Genomic DNA, 13,806 nt, shown 5'->3' on the forward strand with positions numbered 1-13,806 from the left:
AGAAAAGAAAAGGCAGAGTAACTTAGAAGACAACGGTCCAGCCGGACCTGACTTCCCTGCCAGTATATTTTACCTCGTGCATCAATGCACCCTTGTTATTATAGAGGCTGATCTGCCCTCCGTTATTGGAGAGTATTACACCTTTTCCTGAAAGTAGTATGCGTGTGCCTGAACCTGTACTTATCTCGCCTTTGAGTAATGATTTTCTTCCCGGGCCATCCTGAATGTACCAGCCATCGAGATTGATATCTTCGGGAGAAGCATTGAACAGGGTTATGGCCTCTTTGCCCATATCAACACCTATTGGGTCTACAAGTGCTGCAATTATCTTGACAGAACCAGCAGGAACAGTGATATCAGGTGTGATATTGGATTCATCACATGACTTGTTAGTGATCTTCTTTCCATCAGGCATGCAATGACCTGTGAAATCATCTGTATTGAAACACTGTGACTGGAATGCCAGGAAAATAGCTACCCACCTGTTCTCTTCCGGCAAATGGATCAGCAAGCCTCCGTCCTGATTAGGAGCATCGTCACCTTGCCACTTTGAGGAATTACCCTGATTCATATGGATATCATGGATACCGCTGCCAGGCCTGAAACCAAAAAAGCTGTCCGGAAGGAATGATTCAGGACCCCATCTTTCACCGAAGGCATATATCATGCTGCTGCTCATGCTGACAGCCTGCTTCACGTATTTCTGTATAAGTTCATTAAGGTCATTGGAAGGACCTGGAATATCGCACTTTAAAGGCAGCATCTTTGACACGTCAAAGAGTCCACCACGGACATAATCAAGACGTATCTCCCTTGAAGTATTGTCAAGCCTCTTATACCCCATTTCAAGGTTTTGAAGTTTATCAGTAATTGGGTGACTGAAATTGTCATCTACGAAATACAGCAGCTCGGAAGGATCTTCCCTTGAACTGACATTGACGGCAACACGATGCTCATTTTTCCCATCGTGCACAAGTACCTGGTAATGGGAACTTTTCCCCTTTCCACATTTGCAATCCTTTGGCCTTCCTTTCAGAACCCCGTAGTTTTCAAGAGACATGATGAAAGTTACTCTGCACCGGAATTAAAAGTTTTCTATTATGAACCTTAAATATCAGGTGAAATGTATAACATTATACTTTATCACCATTTTTGGCTACACACATGAACTATCTGCTAATGCGACTGGTGAAAGACTACTGCATAGGCTTCGATATGTACCTGATGCAGAACAGGGGTATTATCTAAAGCACCGAAATCACTTCAAAATAATTCCAATATTAAGATACTGGCAATTGTTCTTTAAAATTCAGATTGATAAGCATTTAAGCTGAAGCAGAAGACTTCTTTCTCGTTGCTGCAAGTGCCAGGGAAATGTCATTCAGTTGTTTTAAAACAATTATTTATACTTTTATAGACTACTATTTATTGGGGAGGTAAATTTATGGTACAATGGGAATATGATCACAGAAAGATTAATGCTTGCAGTCTAGTTCAGAAAATGGATGATCTCGAAGAGATTGGCCTTGAAGGATGGGAACTGGTCGTAATTGAACCTGGTATTGATGATGATGGTATGGCAAACGCCATTTTCAAGAGACCTAAGGAATAAGATCACAGTACACATCTCAAACCTTTCCCTTGCATGGGTACTAAGAGTAAATGGCTTATCAGCTTCAGCATTCTTTTTTATATAATGTAAACTTCCTTTATTATGGATTTTCTTCTTCGTAAGTTTCAACGAAATACTAATCATCAGCCATATTATCAGAATCCGCAAAGAAAGCATTAAATCGTTTCCTGCTAAATCTCTATTGATAAATATGTCAGAAGAAACAAATGATGCATTAGATGTCAAAGGATTCCAGCCAAGGTCTGTGATTTACGCAAAGAAACTTGATGAAGGATTCTCAGATGCTCTGGCAGGATTCTACAGTGCCGTGTGGGCAGAAAGGGAAAACGGACTTTCCAAGAAAGATAAGCATTTACTCGTTTTCACTATCGCCTGCTCTAACCTGAAGACAGAGAGTGCCGTAAAGATACTCCAGAGATTGAAGAAGTTTGGTGCAACTGCTCAGGAAGTCAAGGATGCTATGATGATAGCAGCATGGACCGGCGGAATACAGAATTTCACGGACTTCACTCCGAAGATATTACAGGAAATGGAAAGGCTGGAGTTCTGAACTCCGCCTCACGTATCAACTCAGAGCATAAAGCGGGATCAGAAAACGAATAAAAACGTATATCTGAACCAACAGGATCAAAGGCATTCCTATCTGAAAACTGGGATGTCTTGTCTTATGACGGAAAAGATACATCCCTGCAATAGAACCGATACTGCCACCGGCAATTGCCCACAGGAAGAGAGTCTTTTCAGGTATCCTGTACTCATTTTTTTTAGCTTTCCTTTTGTCAATTCCCATCAGGGAAAATGCTACTATATTCATCAGCAGCAAATACATAAAAAATATAAGGAATGTATCCATAGCCTTTATTTTGCGATATACCGTATAAATTTATCCCGGAAAAGAGTGACTGAGTCAAATATGATTTATAACCGGGAAAAGACTAATTTAACAATAATCACAGAAACAGAATAGAATAGGGTGGTAAAATATGACAAAAAAATGGCTGATATTGATCACAATACTAATGCTTGCAGGCGTGCTTGTTAGCGGATGTGCCGATAATGCAGAAGATACTGCGGTGGAAGATGTAGAAGAAACAGAAGAAACTGCACCAGAAGATGCAGCGATAGACTCTGAGCCCATAGTTGGTGAAGCACAGGATTACGCCGTCAGAATGGAATACTACGGTATGATGAAACCTTCTGATCTTGAAATAAACAGAGGGGATTCCATAGCCTGGAGAAACTACAAACCACAGAACACCTATGTGCTTGTCAGTGATGACGGTCTCTTTGAGAATCAGGAAATGGATTCAAACGATGTGTACACATACACATTCAGTGAAAGTGGCACCTACACATTCAGTGTAGTAGATGTCCCTGATATGACACTTACAGTAACAGTCAGGTAAATTTAAGGCTTGGGGCTTTTTAGCCTCAAACTAATTTTAGAGCTGACTTTTAATCCTCTTTTTTAAAATCAAGTGATATGGAATTCATACAGAACCGTTCTCCTGTAGGAGCGGGACCGTCATTGAAAACGTGACCAAGATGGCTTCCGCACCTGCTACAGACAACTTCGATCCTCTCCATGAAATGACTGTTGTCCTCTTTGCGTGTTACCTTATCTTCGGATATAGGCTTGAAAAAACTGGGCCATCCTGTACCTGAATCGAACTTTGTATCCGAACTGAATAGCTCCTGTCCGCATGCTGCACACAGGTAGGTACCTTTCTCTTTGTTCGCATAGTACTTACCGGTAAAAGGCGCTTCTGTGCCTTTCTGCCTCAGTACAATGAACTGTTCCTTAGTCAGTTGATCCTTCCATTGCTCATCGGTTTTCTTTATAGGTTCTTCCATTTTAACTCCCTATAAAAAAGTGACCATATTGGCATAAATAGATGACGTGGTCTGTAAACAATTCCCAAATAATAAAACATAAAATAGATATTAACAGACAAATAGAAATATTGTTTCGGAGATATTTAATATTACTGAACTGACAAATTAATACATGGGATTTGTTTAATCATTTTGGGTAAAATGAAAGGGGTAATAGAATGTCGGATTGGATCACATACTATGAAGACAACAAGCAGAGTGCGCTTCTAAGAATAAAGAACATGGCACTCACTGCAAGATACAGAAAAGAACTGAATTGCTGGGTCAATAAATACCTGGATCCTTTTACAGTTGCAAAGACCATATCGATTGAAAGACGGGAAAGTCCTGACCCATATTCAAGAATACGTCTGGAAGCAGAAAAGGACCTTGAGTTCACCCTGCTTAATGCAAGCAGAAAGGATAGAAGTAACAGTGAGATCATCTTTTTTGAAACAAACCTCTTGCTTCTGTTCAACCTGATGCTAAAGCATATAAGAACAGCATAGTTCAGAAGGCAGGGAATCTTTCAAATAATCTGGAAAACTGCATTTCAGATCCATCGGAAGAAAAGGGATAAATACATCGATCAAGTCTATTAGTTCCATCCTGTTTGCCAGGAAAGAAGGCACCTGATTTGCACGAACGAAGTAGACTCTTGGCTGATGAAAGCATAGGCAAGCTCCTTTTCAAACTATCTGCACCCGCCACAATTGGAATGTTAGTCCAGGCTCTGTATAACCTGGTAGATACCGTTTTTGTAGGACAGGCACTCGGAGAGAACAGCGTACAGGGTATCGCAGGAATTGCAGTTGCATTCCCTATTATGATGATCGTCATGTCCATCGCGCTTGCCATTGGTATTGGCGGTTCTTCTATTATCTCGCGAAGTCTTGGCGAGAGAAATATAGATAGAGCTGAAAATGTAATGGGAAACGTGCTATCCCTTGTCCTGATAACAAGTGCAGTCATCTGCATAGCCGGAAGCATATTCATCACACCCATTCTACGGTTGTTCGGGGCTACTGACACAATTCTGCCATACGCCACAGAATACCTCAGCGTGATACTCTACGGAGCTATATTCTTCATGTTCGCACTTGCAATGAACAACGTTGTGCGTGCAGAAGGGAACGCTAAAGTTGCAATGTATACCATGCTGGTATCAGCCCTTGTTAACATCATACTTGACCCTTTTTTCATCTTCAACTCAGGATATATAGAATTCAATTTTCTCGCCGATAAACTGGGAATTGTCATCGAACCCCTGTACATGTACGGTTTTGGACTGGGAGTGAAAGGAGCAGCCATTGCAACGGTTCTTGCTCAGGTCACAGGAGCCTTATTCATCGTATGGTATTTTGCATCTGGCAATTCCAGCCTGCGATTCCATACAAAAAATCTGATGCCTAAATGGGATATCGCCCGGGAAAGCATTTCAATTGGAATGGGACCTCTTGCAAGGAATGCATCAAGCAGCCTTATGGTAATTGTTTTGAACAATGTTCTTCTGGTCTATGGCGGAGGAGATGTTGCAATAGCGGTCTTTGGTGTTGTTAACCGTTTATTCATGTTCACTTTTATGCCAATGTACGGAATCGTACAGGGATTGCAGCCGATAGTCGGATTCAACTATGGTGCAAAGAACTTTACCAGGGTAATAGAATCAGTGAAACTCTCAATGTTTGTCACAACCACAATGGCAATCCTGGGATTCATACTGCTTCTAGTATTCCCGGAACAATTGTTCAGTATATTCACCACTGACCAGCAACTGATATCATCCGGCAAGTATGCAACACGCATAATGGTAATGGCACTCCCTCTTGTAGGTTTTCAGGTAGTCGGTGCATCCCTCTACCAAGCTATCGGAAAAGCACGTCCATCCTTTTTATTGGCCATGAGCCGACAGTTATTGTTCCTGATACCTCTTGTAATAATACTTCCGCATTTCTTCCAGCTGACTGGCGTATGGATGGCATTTCCATTATCAGATAGCCTTGCATTCTTACTCACTCTTGTGATGGTAATAAAGGAGTTCAAAATACTGACAATAATGGGTGAGAATATCAAATCATCCTGAAATCATAATACAACGCATTTAAAAACCATCAGAACAATTCTGAACCCATGTTACATGAAAAAGGACCTCTTTTACTGATGATACTGGATGGCTGGGGACACACCCATGAAGAGCAGGGAAACGCAGTTCTGGCTGCAAGAACCCCGGTGCTTGATTCTTTATCTGAAAAATATCCTTCCTGTTTTGTCGAGGTTTCCGGAGAAGGTGTCGGACTTCCCGAAGGACAGATGGGTAACTCAGAAGTAGGGCACCTTAACATTGGTGCAGGCAGGATCGTTTACCAGGACCTTACACGTATCAACAAATCCATAAAAGACGGTTCATTTTTCGAAAACCCGGTTTTCCTTGAAGCAATGGAGCATGTAAAGAAGAATGGCTCCTCGTTGCACCTTATGGGACTGTTCTCATATGGTGGAGTGCACAGTCATATAGACCACATGAGAGCCCTTGTGGAAATGGCAAAAAAAGAAGGAGTCGCAAATGTCTACATCCACGCATTCCTGGATGGAAGAGATGTTCCACCGCAGACTGCTCTTGAGGATATGAAAACTCACGAAGAATTCTGTCACAGCACAGGTATAGCAAAGACCGCAACAGTTTGTGGCAGGTATTATGCAATGGACCGTGACAAACGCTGGGAACGTACAGAACTCGCATACAATGCACTCACAAGTGGTGATGGAATCTTTGCAGAGGATGCTGTATCAGCTGTCAGCCGGGCATATGAAAGAGGTGAGAATGATGAATTCGTCAAACCAACCGTCATCACAGATAATGAAGGCAAACCCGTTGCAACAATAAAAGACAAAGATGCTGTTATTTTCTTCAACTTCCGTCCTGACAGAGCAAGACAGATGACATACGCACTTGTTGACAGGGATTTTGATGGCTTTGAAAGAAAGGTAAAACCTGAAGTGCATTATGTATGTATGGCAGAGTACGATGAGAAACTCGATGTTCCAATAGCATTCCCTGCCGAGAGTTTTGAAAACACTCTTGGAGAGGTACTGAGCAAACACAACAAGAAACAGCTCCGTATAGCTGAGACTGAAAAGTATGCACATGTGACCTTTTTCTTCAACGGTGGCGTGGAAGAACCGAATGCTGGAGAGGACAGATGTCTCATACCATCACCAGATGTTGCTACCTACGATCTTAAACCTGAAATGAGTGCCTATGAAGTAACCGATGAGCTGGTCAAGAAAATACTCGATGACGATTATGCGGCAATTATCCTTAATTTTGCCAACATGGACATGGTAGGACATACAGGCATCGTCGAAGCGGCTGTGAAAGCTGTCGAGACCATTGATGAGTGTGTAGGAAAGATCGTCGATGCTATCCTGGAAAAAGGTGGTGCTGCCATAATTACAGCAGATCACGGTAACGCGGAAAAAATGATAGATTACAACACAGGAAAGCCACATACTGCACATACATCCAATCCTGTGAAGTGCCTCCTGGTAAGCGGTCAGGAAGGAATAGCATTACAGGATGGAAAACTTTCAGATATAGCTCCTACAATGCTGGATATACTTGGAATAGAGAAGCCTGAACAGATGACAGGAATATCACTTATTAAGAAACAGGATTAACAGGACTAGAACCACTTATCAAGAGTGCTCTGGCCGCTTCCGGATGAAGCTTCGAGGCGTTCCAGAGCCTTTGTAACCCTGTCCTCTGAAAAATCATGTTTTCCGCAGAGGAAAGAGATTACTGCTTCTGAATCCGGTTTATTCCATTTCAGAGAGTAATCATCAGTCACATCAGGAGATTTGAAGAACTCCTTGATGTCCTCAAGGTTAGGAATCTCCAGATCCTTTGCCTTCAGTACCTTTTCTATGGTCTCATGTTCCCTGATGAGTTTAAGGGCTGTTTTGGGACCGACGCCCTCAAGTCCCTCATTATAGTCAGTACCCACACAAAGAGCGATATCGATAAGCTGGGAATGGCTTATTCCAAGCTCATCCAGGCTTTCCTTGAGATTGATAATTTCAGGTTTTACATCCAGATAGATGTTCTTCTTCGGCAGTTTTCTTTTACCGGATACCGTAAGGTTCCTGACAACCAGCGGAGAACCGAAAAGCAAAGAGTCATAATCCTGTGATGCAATCTTATCAGCATCACCTTTTTTCACCATATAAGCTGCCTGTGCCTCACCTTCTGACGGAGCATCCACAAAAGGAATACCCATGGCAGTGAGTAGTTTCTTTGAATCCTCAACAATAGTTGCATCAACCTTTGAAGATGCTTGAGCATACTTATATGCCTCTTCTGCAAGCCCCTTTTCCTTTGCGTCCGCCCATTTGACCTTTGCATTCTCACGGGTTTCGGTGCGTTTCTGGATGGTGGATGATTTCCACTCAGGAGGCTTACCATCAAAAACAAAAACAGGTTTCACTCCTGCTTCTACAATGTTGGTCATCCTGTAGAGGATGCCGGACAGATGTGATGTGACATTACCCTGCGAATCCTTGAGTGGGGTGCCATCTCTCTGCCGGATAATACTTAAGAATTGGTAAAGCGTGTTAAAAGCGTCTATCGCTACTATATCTAATGAAAGGTCAGATACCTCGATCGTGCTCCTCTGAAGGAGATCTCCTATATCAACACCCATATAATATCATATTTAAGTCAGTAAAAGCCCGATTCAGGCTTCACTTGTTATGAGTCCGTTGCATTCGAGCCTTACGTCAATGACGGAATCATCATTTGCATCTATCTTTCCTACTTTGAGGATATTTCCTACCCTCTCAATAAAATGTGTCTTAGTAACCCTCACCTGGTGAAGGTCATTCAGATCTTTATTTTTATGAATGATCACGAGACTATGCTGATCATCATCGTTCTTGCCTAACTTTGACATCATGTTCTTTACAAGCTGCTCAAAATCAGAATAGATGAGAATCTCGGAACATTTCCCTGCTTTTTTTATAATACCTATTGGTTCTAAATTAATGCGCATATACGCACCTCTTATAGATGGAAAATATTTCTCATTATTCTACTACAGCCTAGTTAATATGGTTTTCGGGATGTGGCATGGCATTGTAAATATAAATATACAAACAAATATCACCTATATCTCGTTCTGTCCATGGAAGATTGTATCTCATCCATTCTCAAAAGAACCTCATTTACTCTGGAATCCAGGTTGTTCTCCACACTCTGGATATTTATTCTTAAAGAACGTTCCTTTGCCTCAAGCATATGGTCTATCTTACGAAGACGCATGTCAACCAACAGGATCATACCAGCCAGTGCTCCCACCATAACCATAGCTGACAGTATGATCAAGGCATTTGCCGGACTGTACTTAAATCTTCCAAGCCATTCATAGGTTAATACAAAGGAAGATACAACCATTACAACTGAAAATATTATTTCCCTGATTTCCATTCTGTTCCCTCATTACTAATATGGGCTTTTGATATTTATATTATTTAACTCTATTTTTTAAAAGAGAATGTGTTAAATAGGGAATAAACATTTAATATATTTAAATAATAGTCGGTTATTTATATATTTGGAGTTGCAGTTTTGAGTTCTGAAAAGACAGGTTTTAAAGATTATGCGCCGATGCTTGTGATGGCAGGCATAATATTGGTAGTACAGATTACAGCACTACTTTTGGCTACACCTATGAGTGCAAACGATATGCAGGCTTTTGAAGATCCGGATTCGACTGCAAACAGCATCTACTACATAGGAGTCATCCTTGTATTCACTTTCCTGTTGCTGATGGCAATTAAAAGGAACATGCAATGGATAATACAGCTCACCATACTACTTGCAGTGGGAGCGACCATGTACTATGTGTTCTACGCTTTGCTGTCCCTTGTAGATGTGTCAATAATGACAAACAATGTCGTATCCGGCCTGGTAGCAGCCGTCCTTACAGTACTGCTCTACAAATTCCCGGAATGGTATGTCATCAACACCATAGGACTTATAATTGGAGCAGGAGCCAGCGCCATTTTCGGAATTTCATTATCCATCCTCCCGGTAATTGTACTTCTGTCATTGCTTGCAATATATGATGCAATATCCGTTTACAAGACAAAGCACATGATAGATCTTGCAGAAGGAGTCATGGACCTCCGCTTACCAATACTTTTCGTAATCCCAAAACACCTGAAATACTCATTTATCGAGGACTCATTCAAAAAAGAGGATGGAAAGGAGAGAGAGGCTTTCTTCATGGGACTTGGGGATGCCATAATGCCAACCATACTGGTAGTATCTGCAAACGTCTTCCTGGTTCAAAAGTATGAAGCGATGAACTTCATAGGATTCATATCATACCCTGCTCTCGGTGCAATGATAGGAACGATCATAGGATTTGTAGCACTGAGCATACTTGTAATGAAAGGAAAACCACAGGCAGGATTACCATTCCTGAACAGTGGCGTGATACTGGGATATATCGTGGGTGTCCTTGTCTCAGGCTCACCCTTTTATTAACTTCTTTTTTTAATCCTCTTCTGGAAGCTCAGAATTAATATTGCATATAGCGCAATTTGAACTGGAAATTCCCGCACCGGATTCACTGAACTCTGCATCCACAGAACGTGTGCCCTCAGCAAGGACAGCAGCTGTTGAGATGGTACTTGCTATCAGAATAGAATCGAATATCTCTTCTTTGGAAACACCAAGTCTCTTAGCAACTCTCACATGGGTCTTCATGCAGTGTTCACATCTCAGAGCAGAAGCCACAGCTATGCATATAAGTTCCACAGTCTTAGGATCCATGCGTTTGAACTCGCGCATGACACTGTTCTCATAGATCATGCGTGATATGAAAAGTTCCGGCATATCCTTCATGAAGTTGATTATGTAAGGAATTTCACCATATCGTTTCTCGACATCTGCCAGAATATCTTCAACTGCCTCTTCAGGTTCCTTGTCGAGAATTTCTTTTATTCTTTTTAGATCCATAATAACCACATGAATTGATAATAGCCAGGATATCAAGCAGTAAATCCTACTTCAGATTCTCGTTTGATCTTGACCAATATATAATTTTTCATCTTTGATTGGGTGATAACAGCCATATCAGACAGTTTTAACCCCTCATCGAACTCAAGGTTCTCAACTTTTTCGCGGAACTCCTCATATGGAAGCTTTACACGCAATCCGTCAAGTTGAAGCGTCACCGGAGCAGGTGAAAGCACATTGAATATGTCAGGGATCTGCTCATGGATCTCTTTCATGACCCTTGCAGGCAGTACGGCAAGAGGGTCCTTTGCAATATCCTCACGCATCTTTTCCACTACTTCAACAACCTTCTCTGTCATAACATCAAGTGAGTCCAGTTCACCGCTTTTCCTCATGCGATGAGCGACCCTGCCGATACCACCGATGTACAGGTCAGCATTTGCAACATCTTCGGTCTTAAGGTCGCGAGGTCCTCCTGCTACAATCTTGGGAACGGTTACGCCTTCCAGTAACTTTGGTTTCTTGTTCTTTATACAATCACTGAAGGTACCAAAGGAAAAAACTGCAAGATCATGTTCATTGATAAGTTTCCTTTCGTAATTATCAGAAAGAGAAACCCTTCTACCCATACCTCTTGCAAGCCCTATCATATTCGTGTTAGCGCCACCTCTGCGCAGATATTCCGCGACATCACATGCAGAGTGCGGAAGATGATGGGATGCAAGTGTAGGCGATACTACGGCTATCTCCGTACCCGTAAGCGGTGCACGGGTGAGTTTACCCAGAAGTTTCTTTCCCAGCTCTTCGATGAGATGGACATCATCCCTGGGTATCAGCATGACAAGTGTGACCTCTGTGGCTGCAGGGACTTTCTGAATCAGATAGCCTCCAAGGTCCTCCAGAAGTTCTGTGATCAGAGAGTGCTTGTGTATACCACCCTCATAGATGTATGGCTCCAGTATCGCTGCCATTATTTTTCCTCCATGAGTTCTGTGACCATCTGATGCGCTTCCTGTATCCATTCGGGTTTTAGGGTATCCTCACTTGCCACGAAGACGAACTTATGGCTATCCATTGAATGGTAGCGCACCCTGAACCCTTCAGGTGTTGATCTTATAGCCATTTCCACCAGTCTTGACTGGAGTGTCCTGCGGGGGTCTGCAACCACCATATCTGTCAGGAACTGTATCTCAGTATCTGTATCTTCAGCATTGATGATCAGTGTATTTCTTTCAGGCTGGTAGACCTTTGTGCGTCCATACCTCGCCCATAGCAGGTCAAGCAGTTCCGGCAGGTATTTTTCCTCGGTTATCGAGATCCTTACCTCTTTTTTTGCTATGTTACCACTTTCGACGCTTCCAATATCAGACACTTTCACAGTTGGTTGGCTGCCCCTTAAAATAATGGCCATCTGGTAAAGTGAATCTTCCGGCCTTATAACAACCTTTATCCTTCCGATAGCACCACCAAGTACCAGTTCTGTAATGATATCAGAGACTATGCTCCTGTATGCCTCACCCTCCTCCTGAACGGTGGACTCTACAATGAAAGTCTCAAGAGCTTCCATAAGAATTACTCCTCCAGATACCCTGATGCCAGTAAAGCACTTCCTACCGCACCTATAAGGTGGGAATTTGGAGGAACAAGGACATTGATCTTAAGCAACTCACCAAGAGCCTTTGGAACACCCTCTATCAGAGATGAACCGCCTACAAGGATCAGTGGTTCCTTTACATCAACTTCCTGGAGCTGCTGTTCGAATATCTGCTCCACCACACTGTGACACGCAGCAGCTGCAACATCCTCAGTAGTTGCACCCTTTGCAAGAGAGTTAACAAGTGATTGGATACCGAAAACGATACAATAACTGTTCATATCGACCTTGTCCTGCATACCCTTCACAGCAAGTGAACCAAGCTCAGTGATATCCACACCAAGCCTTTTTGCAGTCATATCAAGGAAACGTCCGGAAGCTCCTGCACAGATACCACCCATGGTGAACATTCCGGGAATCCCATCTTCCACAGATATAGCCTTGTTGTCCATTCCGCCTATGTCAATAACAGTTGCAGAACCTTTCTGTTTACCTGCAAGATAGACAGCACCCTTTGAGTTAACAGTGATCTCTTCCTGAATGAGTTGGGCATTGAAGTGCTCCCCTATCAGGAAACGACCGTATCCTGTGGTACCTATCGCCTGGATATCTTCCTTTTTAACACCGGCTTCTTCAAGGGCCTTATCAAAAGCTTCAGTCGCACTGTCAATTACCTTGATAGTAGGCACCCATCCTGAACCTATGATCTCATTGTCCCTCATGATGACCGCCTTTGTGGTAGTTGAACCGGAGTCAATGCCTGCAGTAAGTCCGCTTTGCTTTTCCCTTGCAAGAAGATGCCTGCGTCTTGCGATAGTAGTAAGAGCTTCCATACGGGTCAGCAGGGTTGCTGCCGTTGTACGCTCTGTAAAAGAATAACTTATGACAGGGAGAGTAGAATATTTGTTAATGTAGCGACGAACTTCATTCCTGACGATGGCCGCCTCAGCACACCTGAAACATGATGTAATGAATACGCCATCGACATCCGAGATACCATCCACGACAGCCTTGGCTCTTGCCATTAGAAGACGAAGGTCAGGACTTGCAGCCTCCAGACCAAAATCCTTTCCGATGGTATCAAGCACATTTACATCTATCTCAGGATAGATCAGTTTGGCATTAACACTCGCTGCAACTGAATCAAGTTCCCCTTGAACACCTGCATATTCGGAGCCACATGACACAAGTGCTACTTTTACAACAGCCTCCTCGCTCATTCTGTAGCCTCCTCAGTCTTTTCAGGTAATGATTTCAGGAACTCAGCGATCTTGTACACAAAATCCTGACCCTCATCATCAGATTCCGGGAAATCGAGCTCAAGGAGTGGCATGTCACGATCCCTTATGAGGTATTTTGTAAGCTCGTTGGTACGGGCACATCCCATACAACCAAATGCCATAGGACTCTCACCAACAATGATACCGGCATCTGCCTGCTCGATCATGGGACCTACTATAGCCATCCTGCCCCTGACACCTGCCGGAACTTCCACAGCAGCATATTTCAGTCCAAGTTTTGGTTCTTCTGCGGTGATGTTCAGGGGAGGTGAATCTACACCAACAGTTGATATCTTTTCCTTGATCTTTTCCATCATTGCAATGGGTGTGTGGCCGAACCTCTGGACCAGGTCAGAAAGGATCAGACTGTTTGTAGGGTATATGATAACTTTTGCCATTGTAT

At 42.7% G+C, this 13,806-nt stretch carries 18 protein-coding genes; 7 read left to right on the plus strand and 11 right to left on the minus strand.

The window, feature by feature from the left end:
• Nucleotides 1–22 precede the first annotated feature (22 nt).
• Nucleotides 23–1,060, minus strand: a complete 1,038-nt coding sequence (locus RE476_RS09325) for a DUF2278 family protein (protein WP_309307373.1) — start codon at nt 1,058–1,060, stop codon at nt 23–25.
• Between the two features lie 384 nt (nt 1,061–1,444).
• On the opposite strand from RE476_RS09325, the gene RE476_RS09330 reads away from it, so the two are divergent.
• The gene (locus RE476_RS09330) at nt 1,445–1,612 is read left to right on the plus strand and encodes a hypothetical protein (RefSeq protein WP_309307374.1); all 168 of its coding nucleotides are present in this window, start codon (nt 1,445–1,447) and stop codon (nt 1,610–1,612) included.
• A gap of 211 nt (nt 1,613–1,823) precedes the next feature.
• Nucleotides 1,824–2,183 carry a carboxymuconolactone decarboxylase family protein gene (locus RE476_RS09335; RefSeq protein WP_309307375.1) on the plus strand — a complete coding sequence of 120 codons (360 nt, stop codon included), beginning with the start codon at nt 1,824–1,826 and terminating at the stop codon, nt 2,181–2,183.
• Between the two features lie 15 nt (nt 2,184–2,198).
• Here the strand turns inward: RE476_RS09335 and RE476_RS09340 are convergent, their stop codons facing one another.
• Nucleotides 2,199–2,486 carry a DUF1294 domain-containing protein gene (locus tag RE476_RS09340; protein WP_309307376.1) on the minus strand — a complete coding sequence of 96 codons (288 nt, stop codon included), beginning with the start codon at nt 2,484–2,486 and terminating at the stop codon, nt 2,199–2,201.
• A gap of 130 nt (nt 2,487–2,616) precedes the next feature.
• Here RE476_RS09340 and RE476_RS09345 point away from each other — a divergent pair, with 130 nt between their 5' ends.
• The gene (locus RE476_RS09345; protein WP_309307377.1) at nt 2,617–3,039 is read left to right on the plus strand and encodes a cupredoxin domain-containing protein; all 423 of its coding nucleotides are present in this window, start codon (nt 2,617–2,619) and stop codon (nt 3,037–3,039) included.
• A gap of 49 nt (nt 3,040–3,088) precedes the next feature.
• On the opposite strand, the gene msrB is transcribed toward RE476_RS09345, so the two are convergent.
• Complete coding sequence (gene msrB / locus RE476_RS09350) at nt 3,089–3,487, minus strand: peptide-methionine (R)-S-oxide reductase MsrB (protein ID WP_309307378.1); 399 nt, start codon at nt 3,485–3,487, stop codon at nt 3,089–3,091.
• A gap of 200 nt (nt 3,488–3,687) precedes the next feature.
• Between msrB and RE476_RS09355 the strand changes: the two genes are divergently transcribed.
• From RE476_RS09355 to gpmI, 3 genes are all read left to right on the plus strand, one after another.
• Nucleotides 3,688–4,017 (plus strand): hypothetical protein, encoded by a 330-nt coding sequence (locus tag RE476_RS09355; protein ID WP_309307379.1) that lies wholly within the window; start codon nt 3,688–3,690, stop codon nt 4,015–4,017.
• A gap of 128 nt (nt 4,018–4,145) precedes the next feature.
• Nucleotides 4,146–5,591, plus strand: a complete 1,446-nt coding sequence (locus tag RE476_RS09360) for an MATE family efflux transporter (protein WP_309307380.1) — start codon at nt 4,146–4,148, stop codon at nt 5,589–5,591.
• 47 nt (nt 5,592–5,638) lie between these two features.
• Complete coding sequence (gpmI, locus tag RE476_RS09365) at nt 5,639–7,186, plus strand: 2,3-bisphosphoglycerate-independent phosphoglycerate mutase (RefSeq protein ID WP_309307381.1); 1,548 nt, start codon at nt 5,639–5,641, stop codon at nt 7,184–7,186.
• A 5-nt stretch (nt 7,187–7,191) separates the two neighbouring features.
• Here gpmI and fen read toward each other — a convergent pair whose 3' ends face one another.
• The 3 genes from fen to RE476_RS09380 all read right to left on the minus strand — a co-directional run bounded on the left by fen (nt 7,192) and on the right by RE476_RS09380 (nt 8,990).
• On the minus strand, nt 7,192–8,208 hold the full coding sequence (gene fen / locus RE476_RS09370) for a flap endonuclease-1 (protein WP_309307383.1): 1,017 nt from the start codon (nt 8,206–8,208) through the stop codon (nt 7,192–7,194).
• A gap of 33 nt (nt 8,209–8,241) precedes the next feature.
• Nucleotides 8,242–8,556: a hypothetical protein gene (locus RE476_RS09375; protein ID WP_309307384.1), complete on the minus strand. Its 315-nt coding sequence runs from the start codon at nt 8,554–8,556 to the stop codon at nt 8,242–8,244.
• A gap of 110 nt (nt 8,557–8,666) precedes the next feature.
• Complete coding sequence (locus RE476_RS09380) at nt 8,667–8,990, minus strand: hypothetical protein (protein WP_309307385.1); 324 nt, start codon at nt 8,988–8,990, stop codon at nt 8,667–8,669.
• A 141-nt stretch (nt 8,991–9,131) separates the two neighbouring features.
• Here RE476_RS09380 and RE476_RS09385 point away from each other — a divergent pair, with 141 nt between their 5' ends.
• On the plus strand, nt 9,132–10,055 hold the full coding sequence (locus tag RE476_RS09385; RefSeq protein WP_309307386.1) for a presenilin family intramembrane aspartyl protease PSH: 924 nt from the start codon (nt 9,132–9,134) through the stop codon (nt 10,053–10,055).
• A 9-nt stretch (nt 10,056–10,064) separates the two neighbouring features.
• On the opposite strand, the gene RE476_RS09390 is transcribed toward RE476_RS09385, so the two are convergent.
• Genes RE476_RS09390 through RE476_RS09410 form a run of 5 tightly spaced genes read right to left on the minus strand, consistent with a single transcriptional unit; the run spans nt 10,065 to nt 13,801 of the window.
• On the minus strand, nt 10,065–10,529 hold the full coding sequence (locus RE476_RS09390; RefSeq protein WP_309307387.1) for a carboxymuconolactone decarboxylase family protein: 465 nt from the start codon (nt 10,527–10,529) through the stop codon (nt 10,065–10,067).
• Between the two features lie 32 nt (nt 10,530–10,561).
• Nucleotides 10,562–11,500 carry a methanogenesis marker 7 protein gene (locus RE476_RS09395; protein WP_309307388.1) on the minus strand — a complete coding sequence of 313 codons (939 nt, stop codon included), beginning with the start codon at nt 11,498–11,500 and terminating at the stop codon, nt 10,562–10,564.
• A complete protein-coding gene (locus tag RE476_RS09400) occupies nt 11,500–12,096 on the minus strand; it encodes a methanogenesis marker 17 protein (protein ID WP_309307389.1) in 597 nt (198 codons plus the stop codon). The genes RE476_RS09395 and RE476_RS09400 overlap by 1 nt, the downstream gene beginning before the upstream one ends.
• A gap of 5 nt (nt 12,097–12,101) precedes the next feature.
• The gene (locus tag RE476_RS09405) at nt 12,102–13,343 is read right to left on the minus strand and encodes a methanogenesis marker 15 protein (RefSeq protein ID WP_309307390.1); all 1,242 of its coding nucleotides are present in this window, start codon (nt 13,341–13,343) and stop codon (nt 12,102–12,104) included.
• Nucleotides 13,340–13,801 (minus strand): methanogenesis marker 5 protein, encoded by a 462-nt coding sequence (locus RE476_RS09410; protein ID WP_309307391.1) that lies wholly within the window; start codon nt 13,799–13,801, stop codon nt 13,340–13,342. The genes RE476_RS09405 and RE476_RS09410 overlap by 4 nt, the downstream gene beginning before the upstream one ends.
• Nucleotides 13,802–13,806: the final 5 nt, after the last annotated feature.

It is taken from the genome of Methanolobus mangrovi (assembly GCF_031312535.1).
Taxonomy (GTDB): domain Archaea; phylum Halobacteriota; class Methanosarcinia; order Methanosarcinales; family Methanosarcinaceae; genus Methanolobus; species Methanolobus mangrovi.